General features: G+C 40.4%; 17 protein-coding genes. 7 read left to right on the top strand and 10 right to left on the bottom strand.

The genetic code is table 11. From position 1 onward, the window contains the following. Positions 1–8: 8 nt before the first annotated feature. From H5162_RS04525 to H5162_RS04495, 7 genes are all read right to left on the bottom strand, one after another. Positions 9–830 (bottom strand): ABC transporter ATP-binding protein, encoded by an 822-nt coding sequence (locus tag H5162_RS04525; protein ID WP_145235336.1) that lies wholly within the window; start codon positions 828–830, stop codon positions 9–11. Between the two features lie 82 nt (positions 831–912). Next, positions 913–2163 carry an ABC transporter substrate-binding protein gene (locus tag H5162_RS04520; RefSeq protein WP_182735822.1) on the bottom strand — a complete coding sequence of 417 codons (1251 nt, stop codon included), beginning with the start codon at positions 2161–2163 and terminating at the stop codon, positions 913–915. Between the two features lie 96 nt (positions 2164–2259). Beyond that, positions 2260–3333 (bottom strand): branched-chain amino acid ABC transporter permease, encoded by a 1074-nt coding sequence (locus H5162_RS04515; RefSeq protein ID WP_149982122.1) that lies wholly within the window; start codon positions 3331–3333, stop codon positions 2260–2262. A 68-nt stretch (positions 3334–3401) separates the two neighbouring features. Further along, positions 3402–4295, bottom strand: coding sequence for a branched-chain amino acid ABC transporter permease (locus H5162_RS04510; protein WP_145235342.1), 894 nt, complete (start codon positions 4293–4295; stop codon positions 3402–3404). Continuing rightward, positions 4292–6253, bottom strand: a complete 1962-nt coding sequence (locus tag H5162_RS04505) for a long-chain fatty acid--CoA ligase (protein ID WP_145235344.1) — start codon at positions 6251–6253, stop codon at positions 4292–4294. The genes H5162_RS04510 and H5162_RS04505 overlap by 4 nt, the downstream gene beginning before the upstream one ends. After that, positions 6253–7059 (bottom strand): ABC transporter ATP-binding protein, encoded by an 807-nt coding sequence (locus tag H5162_RS04500; protein WP_182717177.1) that lies wholly within the window; start codon positions 7057–7059, stop codon positions 6253–6255. Before H5162_RS04500 ends, H5162_RS04505 begins: the two co-directional genes overlap by 1 nt. A gap of 140 nt (positions 7060–7199) precedes the next feature. Then, positions 7200–8240, bottom strand: coding sequence for a DcaP family trimeric outer membrane transporter (locus H5162_RS04495; protein ID WP_182777798.1), 1041 nt, complete (start codon positions 8238–8240; stop codon positions 7200–7202). 181 nt (positions 8241–8421) lie between these two features. Between H5162_RS04495 and H5162_RS04490 the strand changes: the two genes are divergently transcribed. Next, the gene (locus H5162_RS04490; protein WP_182735821.1) at positions 8422–11961 is read left to right on the top strand and encodes a PAS-domain containing protein; all 3540 of its coding nucleotides are present in this window, start codon (positions 8422–8424) and stop codon (positions 11959–11961) included. Here the strand turns inward: H5162_RS04490 and H5162_RS04485 are convergent. Continuing rightward, entirely contained in the window at positions 11958–12620 is a 663-nt protein-coding gene (locus H5162_RS04485) for a response regulator transcription factor (RefSeq protein ID WP_145235355.1), read from the bottom strand. The two genes, H5162_RS04490 and H5162_RS04485, sit on opposite strands and share 4 nt — an antisense overlap. Positions 12621–13112: 492 nt before the next feature. Here H5162_RS04485 and epd point away from each other — a divergent pair, with 492 nt between their 5' ends. The 6 genes from epd (at position 13113) to H5162_RS04455 (ending at position 20444) form a co-directional block, all read left to right on the top strand. After that, positions 13113–14129 (top strand): erythrose-4-phosphate dehydrogenase, encoded by a 1017-nt coding sequence (gene epd / locus H5162_RS04480; RefSeq protein WP_145235357.1) that lies wholly within the window; start codon positions 13113–13115, stop codon positions 14127–14129. A 69-nt stretch (positions 14130–14198) separates the two neighbouring features. Then, positions 14199–15374, top strand: coding sequence for a phosphoglycerate kinase (locus tag H5162_RS04475; RefSeq protein WP_145235359.1), 1176 nt, complete (start codon positions 14199–14201; stop codon positions 15372–15374). Positions 15375–15604: 230 nt separating this feature from the next. Further along, positions 15605–16669 (top strand): class II fructose-bisphosphate aldolase, encoded by a 1065-nt coding sequence (gene fba / locus H5162_RS04470; protein WP_145235361.1) that lies wholly within the window; start codon positions 15605–15607, stop codon positions 16667–16669. Positions 16670–17294: 625 nt separating this feature from the next. After that, positions 17295–17984, top strand: coding sequence for a phosphate regulon transcriptional regulator PhoB (phoB, locus tag H5162_RS04465; RefSeq protein WP_145235364.1), 690 nt, complete (start codon positions 17295–17297; stop codon positions 17982–17984). A 71-nt stretch (positions 17985–18055) separates the two neighbouring features. Further along, positions 18056–19363 carry a phosphate regulon sensor histidine kinase PhoR gene (gene phoR, locus H5162_RS04460; protein ID WP_149982118.1) on the top strand — a complete coding sequence of 436 codons (1308 nt, stop codon included), beginning with the start codon at positions 18056–18058 and terminating at the stop codon, positions 19361–19363. A gap of 112 nt (positions 19364–19475) precedes the next feature. Then, the gene (locus H5162_RS04455) at positions 19476–20444 is read left to right on the top strand and encodes a PstS family phosphate ABC transporter substrate-binding protein (RefSeq protein WP_182777796.1); all 969 of its coding nucleotides are present in this window, start codon (positions 19476–19478) and stop codon (positions 20442–20444) included. Positions 20445–20521: 77 nt separating this feature from the next. Here the strand turns inward: H5162_RS04455 and mdoH are convergent, their stop codons facing one another. After that, positions 20522–22483: a glucans biosynthesis glucosyltransferase MdoH gene (gene mdoH, locus H5162_RS04450; RefSeq protein ID WP_182777794.1), complete on the bottom strand. Its 1962-nt coding sequence runs from the start codon at positions 22481–22483 to the stop codon at positions 20522–20524. Beyond that, positions 22455–24119, bottom strand: coding sequence for a glucan biosynthesis protein (locus H5162_RS04445; RefSeq protein WP_257325401.1), 1665 nt, complete (start codon positions 24117–24119; stop codon positions 22455–22457). Before H5162_RS04445 ends, mdoH begins: the two co-directional genes overlap by 29 nt. Between the last annotated feature and the right edge of the window lie 212 nt (positions 24120–24331).

The raw sequence follows: 24331 nt of genomic DNA, 5'->3' as shown, positions 1-24331 counted from the left end.
TAGGTTGATTACAACCAGCGTTTGCGACGTTTATATGACTTAAGATCTTTAAAGCTTTTACGTTCTTCGTTACCTCCACCGAGGTAAAACTCTTTTACATCTTCGTTGTTTAAAAGCTGCTCTTGTGTGCCATCTAATACAACTTTCCCTGATTCAATGATGTAACCATAATTAGCCGCTCTCAGTGCATAGTTGGCATTTTGTTCTACCAACAGCATAGTAATACCTTGATCTTGGTTAATCTTTTTTATGATTCCGAACACTTCTTTGACCAATAATGGCGATAACCCCATCGATGGCTCATCGAGGCAAATCATCTTTGGACGTGCCATTAATGCACGGCCAATTGCCAGCATTTGTTGTTCGCCACCTGATAAATACCCAGCTAAGCCTGTGCGTTCTTTTAAGCGAGGGAAATAGTGGTACACCATTTCAATGTCTTGATTTATTTGTGCGTCTTTGCGGGTAAAGGCGCCGAGTTTTAAGTTTTCTAGAGAGGTCATATCTTCGATGATACGACGCCCTTCCATAACCTGAAACAATCCACTGCGCACCACATCTTCGGCATTTTTATTGTCTATTCGTTCGCCCATAAAGGTAATGTCGCCTTTAGTGACTTCGCCATTTTCAGTTTTTAATAAGCCAGAAATGGCTTTTAAGGTGGTTGATTTTCCTGCGCCATTTGGCCCAAGTAGGGTGACTATTTCACCCTCTGGCACATCTAAACTAACACCACGTAAAACTTGGATGACTTCATCGTAAACAACTTCAATATTGTTAACGCTTAGAATTGGTGATGCAGGTTGTATTTTTATAGCTGCTTGTGACATAGCTAACTCCGTGAAAAATTAATAATTTATCAGCGGATGAAAATAACGAGATGCTTCATCCGCTGCTATGTTTAACGAGCTATTAAAAACCTAACCACGCATCACGGCGCTCAATGGTTACCAGTGATAACTCTTCAACGACGACATTGCCTTCGTTATAGTTGCCTTTGTAAATGTAAACTTGGTTAGTGCCACGGTGATCTTGTTCACTCCAGTTGCCCGCAAGGCATACGCCTTCAAGTCCTGCTGGTACCCAATCTTTACGGGCATACATGGCTTTTTTAATATTTTCACCGGTTATTCCGCCGTTATCTTTTGCCCATTCCATAGCCTCTTTCATAAAGAATGTTGAGCACACGCCACGAATGTAATGATGAACACGCTCTTCTTGGCCTGAAGGGTCTGATTGTTTTGAAATCTCCCTAACGAGTTTCATGCCAGGTACTTGATCAGTCCAAAACGGCGTCATAGCTGGAAATACATAATCTTTAATGCCTTCGCCCGCAGCTTGGAATATTTTTTTATCGCCCCCCCATATATTCGACATAAACTGAATATCGGTACCAACGGTGTTACATGATTTAACTAAAGACAATACTGAACCACCTAGATTGCCTATATATCCGTAATTTGAGCCTGAGCTTTTTAAGCTTAAACATTGCGCTTTAAAATCACCTGGTTTCATCGAAATAACAACCGCAGGCTGTACATCAAAGCCTAATTCGGTGGCGTACTCTGCACAGGCTTCTTTCGGTGCATTAGGGAAGGGGTGATTTGCACCAATATGAGTAAACTTAGGTTTGCCTTTGCCCCCCTTTTTTTGCCAGTCCTCAGCTGCCCACTGGACTAAACCGCGGCACGCATCTGAATAGGATGCGCCGTAAAAAAAGTTATAAGGAGCTGGTTTCTTTGTATGTGGGTTTTTACCCATAGGATCCGTTAAGTGGCCAGAGTAAGACGCTGAAAATACTGGTAGTTTATCTTTGGCTACAAATGAGATCAGTGCTTCGGTATCAGCGGTGCCCCAGCCTTGCATGGCAACCATGTTTTTACGCGAATGCCACTTTTTATAAGCGGCAATCGCTTGCGGCACTTTGTAAGCGTAATCAATTGTTTCATATTCGAGTTTAGTGCCATTGATGCCACCATTTTCGTTAATGTAAGCTAGGGAATCACGCACGCCGTCAGCGTAATTTTTACCAACAAAAGCTGTCGGGCCACTCATATCAGCTAGATGACCAACAAAGACTGAGTCTTCAGCGAATGTTTGTTTGCTGGTGCACAGCGCGCTTACTATTAATAGAGACGTTAATTTTGCCTTATGATTGTGCATAACTATTTCCTTTTTCTTTTTATGGCTAGATTGCCAATTATTTACGCATTAATGATGCTCATGTGTGTTGTATATGCTTAAGTTAGTGTCTATTGATTAGTACGAGAACGGGTAAAACTTCCAATAGTTTTTAATTTGTGCCCAGCGGTGTGCCATGCCTTGCGGCTCAAAAATAAGGAATAAGATAATCACTAAGCCAATGGCCATTTCTTTGATATAGGCCAGGCCATCAACCACCATAGGAATATTGCCCCAGTCGGTCATCTTCATTAAACCAACGCCGCTTTCGAGCACTTCAGGTAAAAACACCATAAATACCACACCCATTAAGGTGCCTTTAATTGAACCCAAGCCGCCGATGATGATCATGGCTAAAAATTGAATCGACATAAATAAGGTGAAGCCTTCGGCAGAAACATAGCCTAAGTAATGGGCATATAAGGCACCGCCAATACCGGCATAAAAAGACGATATACCAAAAGAGAGTAAGCGATATTTATTGAGCTTGATGCCCATGATCTCAGCTGATAGATAATGGTCACGTACTGCAACAAAGGCGCGACCATCACGACTGCGCATCAGATTACAGCCCCAAATATACATAATAACTAAGGCTGCTAAGGCGATATAAAAGAAGCTTTCATCGCTATTAAAAACAAAGCCAAATATACTAATTGGGTCGGCAGATGAGCCGGCAGAACCACCAGAAAACCAGTCAGCACGGGCAAAGAAGTCTTCTAAAATAAACTGCGCAGCCAGTGTGGCAATAGCTAAGTACAAGCCTTTAATTCTTGAGGCCGGTAAACCAAACATCATGCCTACAGCCATTGTTAAAAAACCAGCCAGTGGAATACACAGCAATACAGGAATACCAAAGGAGATATTGAGCCATGCTGATGCAAAAGCACCAAAGCCAAAAAATGCGCCATGACCTAATGAAATTTGTCCGGTGTAACCGACCAAAATATTGAGCCCTAGTGCGGCTATCCCTAAATATGAAATTTGAATAAATAGGGTTAAGTAATATGCATCGACTAAGTATGGCGCTGCACATAATAGGGCAATTGCGAAAATTGCCACATTTTTGATGGTTGTTGTTTCAAAAATTGTATTATCTTGTTTATAACTGGTGCGGAAATCGCCGCAGGGTCTCATGGTTAAACTGGACATAATAAACTCCTAAAATTTACCTTTATCTGCACTTGTTAGGCGCTATTGATGCACCTAAATCGGCTTGTTTAAATACGTTCAATATCTTTTGTGCCGAACAAACCGTATGGTTTGAACCAAAGGATGACGAGCAACACGTAAAATGGTGCGATGTCATACATATTGCCAACATGCAGATATTGGCTGTCGAAAAACTCAGCGACATTCTCTAATACACCAATGATCAAACCACCGACAATAGCGCCGATGATAGAATCTAAACCGCCAAGAATAACTGCAGGGAAAACTTTGATACCAATTAATGACAGTGAATTTGAAACCCCGTTTACCATGCCAATAACAATTCCAGCTGTGGCTGAAACCGTAGCAGCAATACCCCAGCTCATAGCAAAAACTTGTTTTACCGAAATACCTAAGCTTTGTGCAATCTGTTGATCAAAGGCTGTGGCTCGCATTGCTAAACCGTATTTTGAATGTTTAAAGAATAGATAGAAGGCAACCATAATTATTAAGGCGATTACGGTGCTCATTAAGTAAGCGGCTTCAATGTTCAAGCCAAATATTTGGATGCTATTAGTGGTAAATACTTGCGGGTAACTTTGCGCTGAAACACCAAAAATCCATTTCATCAAGGCTTGAAAAAAGATTGATAAGCCAATGGTGATCATGATCACTGAGATAATAGGTTCACCTATCATCGGGCGTAAAACAATCATTTGCAGCAGCACACCAAAGATTGCCATAAAGGCCATTGTCAGTAAAAAGCCCACTACAAAAGGCAGCTCTAAATAAATCAGTACTGCCCAGCATACCCAGGCACCCACTAATAAAAACTCACCTTGGGCAAAGTTTACAATTTGCGTTGATTTGTACACTAATACAAAGCACATCCCAACGACGCCATAGAGTAAGCCGACAATTAAACCATTGACGATTAGTTGAATTAGCAATTCAAAATTCATGAGACTCTCCGTGTTATGTTGATAGTGTTATCAGCAGCCGTGCAGGCTGTTTCGATCAGCGAAGTGACTTTAAGCTGGGTTTGAATACGGGTTTTAGTACCATCTTGAAATACCACCATGGTATCAATATCAACATTTTCCTTGTTGTCATAAATGGATGAAATAATGTCGCCATATTTATCCGCAATAACACTACGGCGAACTTTACGGGTTCGTGTTAATTCGCCATCATCGGCATCAAGTTCTTTGTAAAGTAATAAAAATTTATGGATTTTTTGTGATTCAGGAAGTGACTCATTGACGCGCATTATTTCTTCGCCAATTTTTTCGTACACTTCAGGCAGGGTTGATAAGTTGGTGTAGTTGGTAAACGACAGCCCTTGTTGCTCAGCCCATTTCGCAACAATACTAAAACGAATACAAATGATGGCTGATAGATAAGGCTTTGCTTTACCTAAAATAACGGCTTCGCCAATAAATGAAGAAAACTTAAGTTTGTTTTCTATATATTGAGGAGAATATTGTGCGCCGTCGCTGGTGCAAGCGAGATCTTTGATCCGATCAATCACCACTAAATGGCCAGACGGTTTAAAGTAACCGGCATCACCTGTTTGCATCCAGCCGTCAATCACGTCTTCATCATAGGCTTGTTGATTATTAAGGTAGCCACTAAACATTCCGACTGTTTTAGCAATAACTTCGCCAATACCGGCTTTATCGGGATTAATGACTTTAATTTGTGCATTATCAAACGCGACGCCAACACTGTCGTAGTCAACATCGGCTTCATGATGGATGGTGTAAGCTCCGCACATTTCTGTTTGGCCGTAGAGTTGGCGTAAAGGCACACCAATGGTTTGGAAAAACTTAAAGGTGTCAGGCCCCATCGCAGCTCCGCCGGTGGCAGCCGATTTTAAGAATGAAAAACCGAGTCGATCACGAAGTGCTTTTAGCAGTAGAATTTCAGCTAGCCATGATTTTTTGCCTGTTACTTGGCTTTGCTCAGCCAGCTTCATGGCAAAATTAAATAGCTTTCTTTTAAAAGGTGTTGAATCCATCATACGGGTTTGTACGTCAGCTAAAATGCCTTCCCATACCCGTGGTGCTAATAGTACAAAGCTGGGGCCAATTTCTCGTAGGTCAGCCATGAGTGTTTCTTGTTCTTCAACAAAATTTACAATTTGACGGGCGATCAGTGCTTGGCCAATTGCATAGACTTGCTCCATGATCCAAGGTAAGGGCAATACAGATACATAGTTGTCGCCAGCTTGACGCGGGTCAGCACGTAAATATGAACTACAGTGCTTAATAAAATTGCCACCATTGAGTAGGGCAATTTTGGGTTTTGATGTGGTACCTGAAGTGGTGCAGTAAATAGCAATGTCGTCAGGGGCTGAGGCATCTATCATGGCTTGATAACGATCAGGGTATGCTTGTTCGAGTTCTTGGCCCAGTGTGTATAGGGTATTGATATCTATAAGTCGCGAGTCGTTGTATTTGCGCATACCTCTTGGGTCGCAATAAACAATGAATTTTACTTGCTCTATGCCATCACCTAAATCAAGTAATTTATCGCATTGCTCTTCGTTTTCAGCAATCACAACGGTTGCGCCACTGCTAGCGAGTAAATAGATTACTTCGTCATGCATTGAATCTTGATAAATACCTAATGAATGGCAACGTAAAGCGTGAGCAGCAATTTCGCCCCATATCCATTCTGGGCGGTTATCACCAAGTAAGGCAATGGTATCATCTGTATTCACGCCTTTGTTACTCAACGCGAGCGACAACCACTTTACTTTATTGTTATATTCGGCCCAGCTGAACTCGTTCCAAATACCAAACTCTTTTTCTCGCATCGCCACCATATCAGGCCAATGCGTGGCATTGTGTTGTAGAATTTTGGGGAAGGTATTCAGTTCACCCATCTCAAAATCTTGATTGATTTGGCTAGTCATTAACTTACCTCCTCTAAGGTGGCTGGCTCTGCGTCGTCTTCAAGACCAAGGTAGGCACGTTTAACATAGGGGTCAGCCATGACTTCGTGTGGTAAACCAGAAATTAATTTTTTACCAAAATCCAGCACCATAACTTCATGAGAAATATCCATTACAACTCCCATATCATGTTCAATCATAACGACCGTAATACCGAATTCTTCATTTAAATCGAGGATGTATCTGGCCATGTCTTCTTTTTCTTCCAGATTCATTCCAGCCATTGGTTCGTCAAGTAAAATCAGTTTTGGGTTTAGAGCCATTGCACGAGCTAATTCAACGCGTTTACGAAGCCCGTAAGACAAGGTGCCAGCGATGGATTTTCTGATATGAGAGATCTCAAGGAAGTCGATCACTTCTTCTACTTTTCTACGGTGAGCGAGTTCTTCTTTTTGCGCCCCAGAAGCCCAATATAACGGCCCTGTTAACCAATTGTTTTTTAATAAGTGATGGCGACCAACCATAATATTATCGAGCACTGACATATGGCCAAATAAGGCTAAGTTTTGAAAAGTACGGCCCATACCTAAGTCTGCGCGGTCATTGGGTTTTAAGTGGGTAACATCTTGATCTGCAAAGGTGATTTTTCCACTGTTAGGTTGATAGCGGCCAGAAATGCAATTGAGCATTGATGTTTTACCAGCCCCATTTGGGCCAATAATTGAAAATACAGAGCCTTTAGTCACCGAAAAACTAACATCTGTTAAGGCTTTAACACCACCAAAGGCTAGCGATATTTGCTCTATATTGAGTATCGATGTTGTCATACTCATACTCCTAAATTTAACTGAGAATAAAAATGAATAACGAATGCGTTGAAAAATAAGAGGGGGTGAACCCTCTTTAAAATGTATTAACGGTTGGGGTCGTTATTACACACAACAAACATTAGAAAGTGTTCTGTCAGCTAGAGGATGTATCTCATTGTGGCTTGTAGGTAATTTGAATCTTTATCTAACTCATCAATTGAAAAGTTACCGACTTCAATACCCACTTCGAGTTCTTTAGTTAAGTTTTGAAAGAGGTTTATACCCCATTGCGTACGCTCACGATTGGATACATCTCCATCAACTTTGCCGTACAGCACGCTTGAACGCAGTGAATCATTCCAAAAATGACGATAGGCAACTAATACAGAGGTAATATCTTCAACTTCTTCACCATAGAGATCTTTAACAGCCGCAGCCCCTACATAGCGGCCTAAATCACCTTTATGAATTTGTAGGCGTAAGTCATCTTTTCCTGTTGTTTTAATTCGTGCCGCAACAGATGCGCCAAAGGCGCTTTCAGTGTTACCTGATAAGGTATGTAATTGCCGTGCTAAGCCAGAAATAGAGACATTGCCCCAATCACCTTTGATGTTATAGCGTGCGATTAAATCAGGAATATTATCGTTTGCGGTATCGCCCCCCCAGCTCTCAGGATTTTCAATGGATACTTGGAAGTTGCCCATGTTATAACGTACTTGTCCTTGACGAATAAATACTAGACCTGTTGTTGCGCCAGCAAAATCGGCAGTTTCAGGAATTGCGCTAGTATTCATAAAGGTTGACCAAGTTTGGCCAACAGTGAGATCTTTGTAGTTTATAAAAGCATGTCGGATGCGCGGGTTAGCTGAGTTAGAGACAATTTCATTACCGCCGCCGCCCCAAAAATCCATTTCGATGAAGCCTGTTATCTCGCCGTGTTGGTATTTAGTATTGAAACGGGTTTCGTTAGCAAAGATACGAAACTGGGATGCGTCTTCTTCTAAAGCAATGCCATCACCAATCCAGTAATCACGATAGGCAATGTTACCGTCAACGTATCGTGCATCAATTTTAATGTAGCCACCGAAGGTTAATTTATCGTTTTCAGTTATGTTGATCTCGTAGCCTGCCAGTGCGGATGTACTGGCAGTAAGAAAAGCAGATGTAAGCAGTAATTTTTTATATTGTGTGTTGAACATCGACCAAATTCCTTTGTTATTATGTGTGATTCATACTAGGTGAGTCGAAAAAATCAACAATTGTAAATAAGGGCTAGTACCTTGCGCTTAGTCCTTTAGTCCAATGTTATATGCTGTGTTTTACGGGCAAAGTAAGCATTGAAAATAATAATAAATACAATTTGATACAAAGAAGAGCGCGATGTTTTCTAATTGGTTGTTGGTTAGTGTAAGTATTGGTTACATTAGTTTGTTATTTCTAATTGCCCACCTTGGGGGCAAGTATCGACATAAGCTAGTTGCCAAACAGCATGCTATTATTTATGCCTTATCATTAGGGGTTTACTGTACGTCTTGGGGGTTTCTAGGTACTTCAGCGCAGGCGGCAAATAGCTCTTTTTCTTATATTTCGGTTTATTTAGCCCCTATTTTATTATTTATATTTGCTTGGCCTTTTATTCAGCGGATCATAAAAACCTGCCTCAAACTCAAAAGTACTTCCATTGCTGATTTACTTTCGGCTCGGTTTGGTAAATCACAAAGCTTAGCCTTGTTGGTAACGTTAGTGGCCATGATTGGCACCTTGCCTTATATTGCTTTGCAGCTTAAAGCGATTGTTTACTCTTATAAAATTTTACAGCAAAGCCAAGATTTTCCGATTTGGCAATTAGGTTTAATCGTTAGCCTGATTTTAGCTGGATTCACCATTATCTTTGGCATTCGAACTATCGATGTAACAGAGCGTCATCCCGGCGTCATGATAGCGATTGCCTTTGAATCGTTAGTTAAACTGATCGCTTTTTTACTTGTTGGCTTATTTGTATCATTTGTTATTTATGATTCCCCCGCTGATATTTGGCAAAAGTCACAAGATTACGTGTCCTTATCGCAGCAGTTTGAAAGCTATAACCTAGTAGGTATGGTGGGTTTATTGATCATCGTTATGTCGGCTTTTTTATGTTTACCAAGGCAATTTCAAGTTATGTTTGTTGAGATTAAAGAACAAAAAACCAGTAATTTAGCGCGCTGGTTATTACCTCTTTATATTTTGGTATTCGCTTTTTTTGCAGGTCCCATAGGCCTTGCTGGCACATTAAATTATGGCCAGTCTTTAGACCCTGATGCTTATGTTTTATTTTTGCCCGCCTACAACGGCCAACAGTGGCTGTCGTTATTTGCGTTTTTAGGGGCGGTTTCTGCGGCAAGTTCAATGGTGATTGTATCGACCATTGCATTGAGTACTATGCTCAGTAACGAAATTGTTTTTCCGTTAATTTTTAAATTAGCGCCTCGTAAGCACCATGACTTTTTACACTTTCAATCCCGATTATTATTGATCCGTAAAATCTTAGTCGTTGTAGTTATTGCGCTTAGTTATTGTATGTTATTAGTTTCTCCACCTGATACGCTGGCATCACTTGGTGAGGTTGCGTTTGGCGCGATTGCGCAAATAGGGCCTGCATTGGTTGCTGCTTTTTTTTGGCGAAGAGCGACTCAAAAGGGCGTTTTTTGGGGCATGTTTTGTGGTTTCTCTATTTGGGCACTGTTTAATTTATTACCACAGCTTGGGTTTTATGCACACCCGTTAAGCAATACAAATTGGCCTGCTACAACGGTGGCTACCTTGTTTGGCTTGGCTATTAACCTTATTGTGCTGTTTATTGTTTCACAGCTTACTCGGCAAAATATTCGCGAAGAAATGCAGAGTAAATATTTCTATGAAACCGATAATAAACAAGATTCACATCTGCCTAAACAACCAAAAATAGATCGTCAGGAACTCGAGCTGTTAATTGCTCGCTTTATTGGTCAAGACAAAGCAGCCGAGTGCTTTGCTGAATTTAATCAATCAAATAAAATTAAAAAGCATAAAACCTATAATGAGGCTTTATTACTGCATGCAGAGCAGACATTAGCGAGTGTAATGGGCTCGGCATCAGCCAAATTGGTGATTTCTTTTGCTTTGGCTGGTCGTGATATCGCATTTGATCAAGTTGCTAAAATTGTTGAGGATAACTCTACTCAACAACTTGAATTTAGTCGTTCAGTATTGCAAGGAGCGATTGAAAATACCAGTGAAGGGATCTCTGTGATAGATGCTAATTTGAATTTAGTAGCATGGAATAAGCAGTATCTAGATATTTTTAATTACCCTAAAAATTTAATCTATATTGGTTGCCCAATTAGCCAGTTGATCCGCTTCAACCTTAGCAATCAAAATCGCTATATACATAATATTGAGGGGCAGGTTAATAAACGTCTTGAGTACTTAAAAGCCGGTAGTAAGCATAAATCAGAGCGAAAGTTAGCCAATGGTAAGGTGCTGTTAATTGAAGGGAACCCAATACCTGGTGGAGGATTTGTGATGATTTTCTCAGATATTACGGAGTTTCGCCGAGCAGAAAATTATTTAAAAGAAGAAAATACCGATCTTGAAAGTCGTGTTCTTGCGCGCACGACAGAATTAGAACTAGCAAACTTAGAGCTTGAAAAAGCCAATCGAGAACTCGCTGATGCAAGGTTAAAAGCAGAGCAGGCTCATTTGAAAAAGAGTCAATATTTAAGAGCCTGTAGTCATGATCTTTTGCAACCATTGTCGGCTGCTAGGTTGTTTTCTTCTGCGGTTTGTTTGAGCCCTAGAGTGTCAATACAAGAGCGTGAGCAAATTAAGAAAATTGATAATTCGTTAGAGATAGCAAATAACCTATTACTTGATTTAAATGAAATTGCGCGGATTGAAAGTGGCAATATCATCCCTGTTTTCAATGACATTGCACTGGAGCGGGTATTTAGTATGTTGCATTCGGAGTTTTCTGCCTTGAGTAAAGATTATCAAATTGATTTTCGCTGTCACTCAAGTCAATTATTTATCCGCACAGATCTAACTTTGCTAACGCGGATTGTGCAAAACTTTTTAAGTAATGCATTTCGCTATGCAAATAAAGGTAAAGTATTGCTGGGTTGTCGTCGTAAGGGCAATTACTTAAGTATTCAAGTGATTGATAACGGACCTGGCATCCCCGAAGATAAGCAGCAAGAAGTATTTGAACAATTTACACAATTATCGACGCAATTGATTGGCCCTAAAGGCTTGGGGTTGGGTTTAAATATTGCACAAAGCCTGGCTAATATTCTTGAGCATAAGGTTGGCTTGGTATCAGAGCCTGAGCATGGCTGCTTGTTTAGCGTTGAAGTACCGATTGTAAACCGTGTACAGCAAACAAAGCCGACACTTGCCCCTAAGAATATGACTTTGCAAGGAGTTGGGGTGCTATGTATTGATAACGAAAAAGATGTTATTGCAGGTATGACCGAGCTTTTAACAGCCTGGAAATGTCGTGTATTTACCGCGACAACCGCAGCCGAGGCGTCTGCACTTTATAAAACACATGAAGATGAAATTGATATTCTCTTAGTTGATTATCAACTTAGTGCTGAACCAATGTTCCCCGCTAACCCTTTGCATATTGTAACAGTAGACTACTCTGAGCGACAGGAGCAAAAGCCTCACTCGGAGCATCTTGATGCCTGTAATGGCATTGAATTAATCAAGCGTATTCGAGCAATCAGCCAGTATCCATTACCTGCGATTTTAATTACCGCAACAACTGATGAGTTAGTGCAAGTACAGGCAAAGCAAGCCGATATTGGCTATTTGCGGAAAATCATCAAGCCCGTCGCATTACGGGCGTTGATGAGTGCTTTATTAACTAAACAGCTAGAAAAAAATTATAATAGTTAATGGCGATGAAAAGGTGAAAGTGATGCTTGTGCCAGTTGCTGCTCGTTTAATAAAATCACGGCTTGAGTACGACTTTTTACCCCAAGTTTTAAGTATATTGTGCTGGCATGGCTTTTGATTGTAGATTCAGACAAGCTAAGTTCGTAGGCGATTTGTTTATTTAACAAACCATCGGCAAACATGTGTAATATTTTATGCTGTTGGGGCGTTAATGTTGCTAACTTTTCTGCTTGCTGTTGCTCTGGCGTATTTTTATTGTGATCATCGGTGGGTGTCCATAGTTTGCCTTGTAGCACATCTTCTATTGCTTTTATCATCTCAGGGACGGGAGTTGATTTAGGTATAAAGCCTGCTGCACCCAGGCTCATCGCTTTGCGTATGGTATCAGGCTCTTCAAAACCTGATACTACAATCACCCCTATTTCAGGATACAGCTCACGTATATTACTCAGCGTATTAAAACCCTGTGCACCCGGAATATCAAGATCGAGTAAGATCAGATCAACATCTGTGGTGTTTGCTAATTTGTGCTCTAATTCGGGAATTGTTTCGGCTTCAAGTAGGCAAGCATTATTAAAGCTTGATTCCAGCATAAGTAATAGTGCTTGTCGAAACAGCGGGTGATCATCTGCAATTAAGATTTTTGTGTGTGTTGTCATTTTATTTCTAACCTAATGTTTAGATTAATGATCTTTTAGTTTCATCAATTGTTTTTTGATTGAATAGTGTTCGTTGTCTTGAATAAAGTAACGCTATTATAAAATAATTCAATAATAATAAACCTAAATAGCATAAATTGACTAAAATTCACTCGTGAAAATGAACCTATAAGCGCTGTTTTATTCTATGTTATGAGTAGATATCAGGAAGAAAGGAGAGGGAGTAAACATTTATTTAATCTTGTCTTTTATATTCAGATTAAAGGTCGATTACCAAAATTGCAGCATCAAAAGCGGGCTTAACACATTTATTTAACTTTCCCTCTTATAATCAAGACAAAGGTCGATTACCAAAATTGCAGCATCAAAAGCGGGCTTAAAACATTTATTTAACTTTCCCTCTTATAATCAAGACAAAGGTCGATTACAATACGCGCATCTAAAAGGCAGGTTGCCTTTATCTGCAAGCAACTAGAGTGGATTTTCTTCTTCATGGCAATCAAACTTGCAATCAATGGTTTTGGTCGAATTGGTCGAAATATTGTTCGCGCTCTTTATGAATCGGGCTTAAGCGACGAGATCAAAATTGTTGCGATTAATGAACTTGCTGATCCTCAAGGGATCGCTCATCTTCTTAAATATGATACGTCTCATGGCCGTTTTGCGTTTCCAGTTACTTTAGGTGAAGACACCTTATCGGTAGCGGGCGATACAATTGCTTTATTTGCAGAACAAAACCCGCGTGAATTACCTTGGCAGTTACTTGATGTTGATGTGGTTTTAGAATGTACTGGTGTGTATCACTCTCGTGAACATGCGCAATTACATCTTGATGCTGGCGCAAAGAAAGTCTTATTTTCTCAGCCCGCAGATGCTGATGTTGATGCCACTATTGTTTATGGTATCAATGATGATGAACTACTCGCTGAGCATACGATTGTCTCTAATGGATCATGTACCACAAACTGTATAGTACCGGTGATTAAAGTACTTGATGATGCCTTTGGTATAGAATCAGGGGCGATTACGACTATTCATGCGTCGATGAATGATCAGCAAGTAATTGATGCTTATCATCATGATTTACGTCGTACCCGCGCTGCGAGTCAGTCGATTATTCCCGTTGATACTAAATTAGCTCGCGGTATTGAGCGTATTTTACCTAAGTTCCATGGCCGCTTTGAAGCTATTTCGGTGCGAGTACCTACTATCAATGTTACTGCGATGGATTTGAGTGTGACTGTCAACGCCGATGTTGATTTAAAAGCGGTAAATAAGGTATTAAAAGCAGCAGCGAGAGACCGCCTAGAAGGTATTTTAAGTTATACCGAAGAGCCATTGGTCTCGGTTGATTTTAATCATGACCCACATTCTTGTATTATAGATGGCACACAGACACGAGTCAGTCATAAACGACTGATAAAGTTGTTAGTGTGGTGTGATAATGAGTGGGGGTTTGCTAATAGAATGCTCGATACAGCACGAGTGATGATGGCAGCAAGTAATTAATATAAAAGTTCAAACCTAAAAATAAAACCTATATATTTCAAGTCAGTATCGTTAACTAAGGAGAAGTCCATGTCGGTCATAAATATGGCGGATTTAGATTTAAACGGCAAACGCGTGTTAATTCGTGAAGATTTAAATGTACCAGTAAAAGCAGGTAAAGTGACCTCAGATGCACGTATTCGTGCTGCATTACCGAGTATTAAATTAGCCCTTGAAAAAGGCGCTAAAGTAATGGTTATGTCACACCTAGGCCGCCCTACGGAAGGGGAATATGATGAAGCGTTTTCTTTAGCGCCAGTTGTTGATTACCTTAATGAAGCACTTGAGCAAAATGTACGTCTTGAAAAAGATTACTTAAATGGCGTTGAAATTGCTGATAATGAAGTGGTCGTTTTTGAAAACGTACGCTTTAATGTTGGCGAAAGCAAAGATGACGAAGCGTTATCTAAAAAGCTTGCTGCATTATGTGATGTGTATGTAATGGATGCATTTGGTACCGCCCATCGTGCTCAAGCGTCTACCCATGGCGTTGGTTTATTTGCAGATGTTGCTTGTGCAGGCCCACTATTGGCGGCTGAATTAGAGGCATTAGGTAAAGCACTTGATAACCCCGCTCGTCCATTAGTGGCGATTGTGGGCGGCTCTAAAGTATCAACTAAACTAACAGTACTTGATTCACTTTCAACGATTGTTGATCAATTAGTCACTGGTGGCGGTATTGCAAATACCTTTATTGCTGCGGCAGGCTACCCGGTTGGTAAGTCATTATACGAAGCTGACCTAATTGATGAAGCAAATAAGCTAAGTGCGGCTGCTAAAAGTAATAATGGTGAAATACCAGTACCTACTGATGTGGTTGTTGGCAATGAGTTTTCAGAATCAGCCGTTGCAACATTAAAAGATGTTAGCGAAGTAACAGACACAGATATGATTTTTGATATTGGCCCAGATACAGCGAGCAAACTTGCAAAAATTATTGCTAATGCAGGTACTGTTGTATGGAATGGTCCAGTAGGTGTATTTGAATTTGACCAGTTTGGTAATGGCACCCGTGCTATTGCTCAAGCAATCGCTAATTCAAATGCGTTCTCAATAGCTGGTGGCGGTGATACGTTAGCAGCGATTGATAAATACGGCATTGCCGATAAAATTTCGTATATTTCAACTGGCGGTGGTGCTTTCCTTGAGTTTTTAGAAGGGAAAAAATTACCAGCAGTTGCTATGCTTGAACAACGCGCTAAGTAATTAGCGTTTACTCAATGTAGTTAGCAATTGTTAGTTTAGGCTGCTAACTACACTGAGAATGATCAGATATTAAATACCTCTCACCCTTATTTAATAGCTGGTTTTGTATGACGGTAAATTTGGCAAGAGCCAATACTATCGAGGTGCAGTGATTGCACCGAACTCAACTATTCCGTTCGAACTAGGTAGTTTTGCGCGTGCGCAGCTATCGACAATTTGGAGAATACCAAATGGCTTTAATCAGTATGCGACAACTTCTTGATCATGCAGCTGAACATGGTTATGGCGTACCAGCATTTAACGTTAATAACCAAGAGCAGATCCGCGCTATTATGATGGCGGCTGACAAAACTAACAGCCCAGTAATTGTACAAGGTTCAGCTGGCGCTCGTGCCTATGCTGGTGCCCCATTTATACGTCATATGATTTTAGCTGCGATTGAAGAGTGGCCACATATTCCAGTGGTAATGCATCAAGATCACGGTACCTCACCTGGCGTTTGCCAACGTTCAATTCAATTAGGTTTTTCATCAGTGATGATGGATGGCTCGTTAATGAGCGATGGTAAAACACCATCATCATATGAGTATAACGTTGATGTAACGCGTAAAACTGTTGAACTTGCACACTCTTGTGGTGTGTCTGTTGAAGGCGAGTTAGGTGTGCTAGGCTCACTTGAAACTGGCGAAGCTGGCGAAGAAGATGGCGTTGGTGCTGAAGGTAAACTAACCACAGACCAAATGCTAACCGATCCAGAAGAAGCGGCCGATTTTGTAAGTAAAACCCATGTTGATGCCTTAGCGATTGCGTGTGGTACTTCACACGGCGCGTATAAATTTACACGTCCGCCAACGGATGATATTTTGGCGATTGATCGTATTAAAGCGATCCACGCACGTATTCCTAACACTCACTTAGTTATGCACGGTTCGTCATCAGTGCCGCAAGAATGGCTTGAGATCATCAACCAATATGGTGGTGAGATCCCAGAAACCTATGGTGTGCCAGTTGAGCAGATCGTTGAGGGAATTAAGTTTGGTGTGCGTAAAGTAAATATCGATACAGACTTACGATTAGCATCTACAGGGGCTATTCGTCGCCATCTTGCGCTTAATCCAGCAAACTTTGATCCACGTAAGTATTTAGCTGAAGCGACAAAAGCAATGACTGAGATCTGTGTTGCACGTTATGAGTCATTTGGTACAGCGGGTCAAGCAGGTAAGATCAAACCAATCTCACTTGATGAGATGCACCTTAAATATTTAACGGGTGAATTAGATCCGAAAATTAAATAATTTAATTTATTAAGTTATAAAACAGCCAGTAGTGTTAAAGCTACTGGCTTTTTTATGCCTGATCGTAAAAGATCATTATTTTACCAAGCAGGGGCTTTGGGATCATTGCTTTACTAACTGTGCTTTGTTGGGATCAGATTTTTACTAAGGATCAGCTTGATTGGCAGAGGTTTTGTTATAAAAATAGCCATTTCAAAGCTTTGTTGTATAAATGATCAACAACTTATGGCTTTGGCTAGGTAAAACACTGATCCCAGATCTAACTCGGTTGGTAAACGAATGATCCCTGAAATGAAACTTGGTAGGATTTTGATCTCTGTTAATGATCGCCGATGTTAATAGGCGTTTTAATTGAGTTAGAGTGTGAAGATGCTTTCGTGGCTTACATCGTGATACTGTATAGTTGATTATTGAAAGGGGAATTTAATACAAAGTAGTAATGTAGCAATTATAAAGTATGATTTTTAAATGTGAAATTTGATAATGTATGCTAATTTTGTACCTTAAACGGGTTTATTTTGCATTTTTTACCCCGCATTTCGATTTACGCGTTACACTTTCATAAAAATGTCATACTTAGTCATAATAATGAAAACTAGTTCGATAACGAAAGAGATAAATTGGAATGTCACGTAAAGTACTTGTCGTCGATGACGAAGCACCGATCAGAGAGATGCTGGTTTTTGTATTAGAGCAAAATGGTTTTCAAGCAATTGAAGCGGAAGATTACGATTCAGCCATTGCAGCGATGGTAGAGCCTTATCCAGATATGGTGTTATTAGATTGGATGCTACCAGGTGGTAGTGGAATTCAAATTGCTAAAAAGTTTAAGCAAAGTGAATATACTCGCCAAATTCCTATTATTATGCTGACTGCTCGCGGCGAAGAAGAAGATAAAGTTCGCGGTCTTGAAGTCGGTGCTGATGATTATGTTACTAAACCATTTTCACCAAAAGAATTAATGGCGCGTATTAAAGCCGTTATTCGTCGTGTGTCGCCTACTTCATTGGAAGAAGCGATTGATGTACATGGTTTACGTCTTGATCCTATTTCACACCGTGTTACCTCTGAAGGTAGCGAGTTGGATATGGGACCGACAGAATTTCGCTTATTGCATTTCTTTATGACTCATCCTGAACGTGTTTATAGCCGTGAACAGCTACTAGATAACGTATGGGGGACTAATGTCTATGTTGAAGATAGAACCGTAGACGTGCATATTCGTCGCTTACGCAAAGCGATTGCACCGCTTGGTCATGACCGTTTAGTACAAACTGTACGTGGTGCAGGCTATCGTTTTTCCAGTAAATTATAAGAGTCATGGAGATGACCAAGCCAATAACTAATTTTGGCTTAAATTTACTTACTCTAAGGTAAAGTGAGTGTATGTATCGAGTTGTTAATAAGCAGGCGTTAGCAAAGCGTCTGTTTATCTATTTCCTACCTTTATTATTAATTGGCGTGCTTATTGGTGCGCCATTTTTGCTTTTATTTTTAGGATCTTTTTCACTGCTTGTTTGGCATTATCATCAACTCTATCGGCTCAGTGATTGGCTATTGAATCAACGTAGTTTTAATCCACCTGAAGGCGAGGGGGCATGGGAGCAAGTATTTGAAGGGATCTACCATTTACAACATCGCAACCGTAAAAAACGTAATGAATTAGCTGATTTGATCCGTCGTTTTCGCGATGGCGCAGAAGCAGTGCCTGATGCGGTTATTGTTCTACAACGTGATTTAAGTATTGTTTGGTGTAATCAACTAGCTTTAAAAGTGCTTGGATTACAGTGGCCAGCGGATCATGGTCAACGGCTTGACAACCTTATTCGCGATCCTAAATTTGCGAAATACATGCAAACGGAATTGTTTGATGAAGCATTAGAACTTGAAAGTGGTCACAGTGTTGAGCAAGTTTTAGAGTTTCGGGTAATGCCATATGCCAGCTCACAATTAATGGTTGTTGTGCGTGATGTCACGCGACTGAAGCAACTTGAGCAAATGCGCAAAGACTTTGTGGCCAATGTATCTCATGAGCTACGTACGCCATTAACCGTTGTTACAGGTTACTTAGAAATGTTTGATGGCGATATGGTGCCACCACCGGCAATGTGGAATAAAGCACAAGGTACTATGCTTGAACAGTGTAAACGCATGGATAGCTTGGTAAATCAGCTATTGTCGTTATCACGTATTGAAGGCGCTCGACGTCAAGATAATGATAAAGCGATCAATGTACCGCAGTTACTTAGCTATATTAGGACTGAAGCACAATCATTGAATCAAGACAAAGGGCATGAGTTGATATTTGATATTGATGCTAACGTCGATATAAAAGGCGCTGAAGAGGAGCTGCGCAGTGCCTTCTCTAATTTAGTGTTTAATGCCATTCATTACACCAAGGCGGGCGGTAAAATAACCGTAAGCTGGCAGCTAAAAGATAATCAAGCGTACTTTTCAGTGGTTGATAATGGCGATGGTATTGCACCAGAGCATATTAATCGTTTAACTGAGCGTTTTTATCGGGTTGATAAAGCGCGTAGTCGTACAACCGGTGGCTCAGGGCTGGGTTTAGCCATCACCAAACATGTATTAACTCGTCACGATAGCCAATTGATAATTAAAAGTAAATTAGGCGAAGGATCATGTTTTTCGTTTGCTTTTAGTCGTGAAAAAACAGTGCTATTAAATAATTGAGCCAAAAAGCCCAAAGTCATAAAAGTGTCATTTTAGAGTAATCTAACTGTCATCTATTCTCTTTAGAGTAGACGACAGTTAAGAAATAGACGAACAAAATCGGAGCAACCTAATGAGATTTAAAAACCTAGTAGCCGCAATGGGTGTGGCAGTAACAACATTTGTATCTGCACAAGCAATGGCAGTAGATACAGCTATTCCTGAGTATCAAAAAACCAGTGGTATTTCAGGTAATTTTTCATCTGTGGGCTCTGATACTTTAGCCAACATGATGACCTTTTGGGCTGAAGAATATAAACGTATTTACCCAAATGTGAACATCCAAATTCAAGCGGCTGGTTCATCTACTGCGCCACCGGCATTGACAGAAGGCACAGCAAACTTTGGCCCGATGAGCCGCAGAATGAAATCAAAAGAAATCGAAGCGTTTGAAAAACGTTACGGTTATAAACCTACTGAAGTACGTGTAGCGATTGATGCATTGGCAGTATTTGTTCATAAAGACAATCCAATTGAAGGTTTACGTATCGACCAAATCGATGCGATTTTCTCTTCAACTCGTAAATGTGGTGCTGATGCAGATGTGACTCGTTGGAGTGATGTAGGTTTAACGGGGAATTGGGCTGCAAAAGACATTCAGCTTTATGGCCGTAATTCTGTATCTGGTACTTACGGATACTTTAAAAACAAAGCGCTATGTAAAGGTGACTTCCGTAACAACGTGAACGAGCAACCAGGTTCAGCATCGGTAGTGCAATCAATTTCTTCATCAGTGAATGCAATTGGTTACTCAGGTATCGGTTATAAAACATCAGGCGTACGTACTGTACCACTGGCGAAAAAAGGCGATAACTTTGTTGATGCAACACTTGAAAATGTAGCAACAGGTAAATACCCACTGTCGCGCTTTTTATATGTTTATGTGAATAAACACCCGAATAAACCGCTTGCACCTATTGAAGCAGAGTTCTTAAAAATGGTGTTATCACAAGATGGCCAAAAAATTGTAGAGAAAGATGGTTATGTACCACTTTCTGGCAAGATGGCAATGGGCGAACTTAAGAAGCTAGGTCTTCTTTAAACTTAACGCCAACTATGAATTAATAAAAAACCGCGCAATGTAAATTGCGCGGTTTTTTTATATCAACTAAGTTCAGGTTAGTTAAATAGTTTCTTTTTGAGCTGTTGATGGGCATTTAAAACGCGTTTACGTTTACTTAAACCTTGGCGCTTAAAGCTCTGAATTGGCATTACGCTAGATTGCTCTTGCGGCAATGTAGGGATTGTAAAGTTAGCAACATCATCATTCGGTAATGCTATTTCTTGCTCATGTACACGTAAGGCTGCAAGGGTGTCGTTATTATCAACTTCACTCGGGCAAATAAATATGCCCATTTTACGTAATTTAACGCCTAAGCCTATGCTACTTGAATATCGTACAATTGGGGCTGCTAAGATCAATCCAACTAAAATCGGCGATAACCACCAAAAGAATACAGGCGTAAAGTAATAAGCAATACCGCCCCAAGCTAAGGCGATAAAGGTTGATAGTAATGTGTAACCTATCGCTTCTTGCCACGGAACCATGCGGCCTGATCGAGGCTGGGCGTCCCACGTTACTTTTTTACCTAAAAATACACACACCACAAAGTAGCTATGAAAAACCATCATCAGCGGGGCGATAATAATGGCAAACACGGTTTCAATGATTGAGCCTAAAATTAATTTAAATGAGCCGCCAAATTGTTTATTACGATGGATCAGTGTGACAATAATCCCCATTAATTTCGGTAATAATAACAACACAATTGTGACAAAAAGCAACGAGTTAATTAATTCTGTTTTTGCTATTTGCCAAGTCGGAAATAATTGATACGCCTGATTAAAATAGACATTACTGTTTAGTGCACGGGTGACCGCATCTATGGTACTTAGCACTAACATTGATAACCAAATTAATGATGAAATATATGCCGTTGCACCTAATAAAAAGTGCAGCTTGCTGATTATTTTTAAACCCGACGCAGGTAACAAACCTAAATGTTGAATGTTGCCTTGCACCCAACGCCTGTCGCGAATAGCGTAATCTAAAATATTACTCGGTACTTCTTCGTAGCTACCTTGTATATCACTGAGTAATAATACATCCCAGCCAGAACGATGCAGTAATGATGCTTCGACAAAGTCATGACTTAAAATTTCGCCGCCGAAAGGGGCATTACCTTTGAGCACCGGTAAACCGCAGCAATCAATAAACGCTTTAACCCGAATGACGGCATTGTGGCCCCAGTAATTAGCGTGATTAGTCTGCCAAAAAGCTGAACCGGTTGCTAGCATTGGACTATAAAGTACTGACGCAAACTGTAGAAAGCGACCAAAGAAGGTATCTTGCCTAACAGGGATCGGAATCGTTTGAATAAGCCCAGCTTGTGGATTGTTGATCATGCTGCTGGTGAGCTCAAGCATACACTGACCCGTCATGATGCTATCTGCATCAAGTACAATCATGTGCTCGTATTTACTGCCCCAACGCTCGCAAAAGTCAGTTAAGTTACCTACTTTACGGTGTTTGTTATCTTCACGGCGGCGGTAAAAAGTTTGTTTGGCAAAATCACCTAGGCGTTCGGTCAAGGCATGCCACGCTTTTAGCTCATTGTTAGCTATTTCTTTATCTTGTGTATCACTTAATAAGTAGAAATCAAAATGCGCAAATTGGCCTGTTTTTATCAGTGAACGTAAGCTCACTTCAAAACCTGCGATAACTCGCTGCGTATCTTCATTGTAGATAGGCATAACGACAGCAGTTCTGGTTTTACTCAATGCTTGCTGATCAATTTCGATTGCTTTTTGGCGCGTCAGTGTCAGCGGGTCAATTCTAAATAATTGTAAAATAAATCCCATACAGCCACTGCAAAATGCGGTCACAATCCAAGTGAAGGTAATTGAAAACAGCGCAAGTAATGCATACTCAAGCGGGGTCATGCCATTTGAATTTAAAATATCAAACATGATCCACATACCATAAGCTGAGATGGCTAACACTAACAGTGAAAAAAGCCATACACGAGTCTTTTTAAAAGGCATTGTACTGTTACTCGACGTCATTTGGATACCAGACATAACTCCATACCTCGCTAACTTCTTTGTCACGTAGTGTTAATGATAAGCGCATGTCTACAGGCTTACCGCCCTCTGGCGCGACTTTAAAAGCAACACGCCATCCTTCATTATTTGGTAATTGTTGAACTGTTTTATCGCTTATTTCACCTGAATTTAGGGTCAAATTAGCAAGCAATTTTAGTTTGGCTGACAAGTTGTTAATATTGTCACCAGTGAAGTCAACCGTAAATTGGCGATGACTTTTTGGTGGTGGATTTTCTTCACCGGGTAATGCAGCACTGCCAATGCGAGTGCGTAAAACTCGGGCTTTATCTTGGCTTGCAAGCGCCGCGTTAAATGTTGACAATTTATAACTAAAACTAAGTGTTTCACCTGCTTTAAGTGGTTGCTCTGGTACCCAATAGCTAACGATATTGTCATTGGTCTCGGTATCAGTCGGTATTTCTACTAACTCAACTCGACCATTTCCCCATTGTCCTTGTGGTTCAATCCACAGGCTTGGGCGGGCATGATAATGTGCCTCAGTATCGAGATAGTTATTAAACTCACGGTCGCGCTGTGCTAGTCCAAAACCTTTTGGATTGTCATAACCAAATGACGTTACACTAAGCTGTTTAGGGTTATTTAGCGGACGCCACACCCATTTATTGTCTTGTGATTGCATTAGTAAACCATCAGAGTCATGTACTTCTGGTCGGTAATCATCAAAGAATTTAGTGCTATTTTCGCCGTGGTAAAACATGCTTGTAAGCGGTGCTATACCTAGTTTTTTGATATCTTTTCGGGCGAATATTTGCATTTTAGTTGTTACTTCAGTTGCTGTTGATGGACTGATCTCAAAACGATATGCGCCAGTAACAGAAGGACTATCAAGTAATGCATATAGCACAATATGTGTGTCTTCAGGTTTTGGCTTAACTAACCAAAACTCTTTAAATACTGGAAACTCTTCACCAGAGCTGAGTGCTGTATCAATCGCTAGGCCACGTGCTGAAATACCATACACTTGATCAGGGCCCACTATGCGAAAATATGAAGCGCCTTGAAATACAGCAACTTCATCTTTGTAGTCGTTATTGTTTAGAGGAAAGTGTAATCTAAAACCGGCATGCCCCAACTGAGTGGTGCCTAAAGCCGCGGTAATTTCCTGCTCAAGTGGTGCTGCGGTGCCATCATAGCGGTAGTAATCAGTTTTAAATGGTAGATTTTTTACCTTTGCATCAGCATCAACTGTGTTAATCGCGATAGGGTTTTTATAGAGAAAACCTGGATGGAATAACTGTACCTCATATAAACTTTCATCTTTCCAGATCGCATGATCTTGACGAAAACGAATCGCTCGATAGTCCTGATAATTAATATTATTTAACGCATCAACAGCAATTACGGGAGCTGCTACGTAGTCTTTGGCAGCCAGTTGTTTGGCTCTAGCTGTTACCACCGCAAATAATTTTTCAGAAGGGATTGTAAGCAAAGTTGGCTGTGTAGTTGGTACAGCATCAGCAGTATCCGCATCAGATTTTGTTATTGGTTGTTCTGCCGCACTGACATTACATGCACACAAGGCTAATAATGCACCTAATAATACCCTCGTTTTAAATGATGGATACAGAGCTGCCCGCGTTATCGTTTCCATGAGGTTTTTTCCTTTAGCCGTTATCTGGTTAATTTTAAAATGCTTTAGTTAGTTGAATTCAAGTTTGCAAAAAACGAACCTAAAATAAACTTATATATTTCAATGACTTTATATTTACTAGTATCGTAGAGGGTGTACTTTCTTTGTATAAACTGAAAATAATTACACGCAATGTATGACTACTTATTACTAATGTCAGTAGATATTACTAG

This window comes from Pseudoalteromonas sp. SR41-8, assembly GCF_014163915.1.
In the GTDB taxonomy this organism is placed as follows: Bacteria; Pseudomonadota; Gammaproteobacteria; order Enterobacterales; family Alteromonadaceae; genus Pseudoalteromonas; species Pseudoalteromonas rhizosphaerae.
Note: the sequence above shows the minus strand (reverse complement) of the source record. Positions and strands in the feature narration are given on the sequence as shown.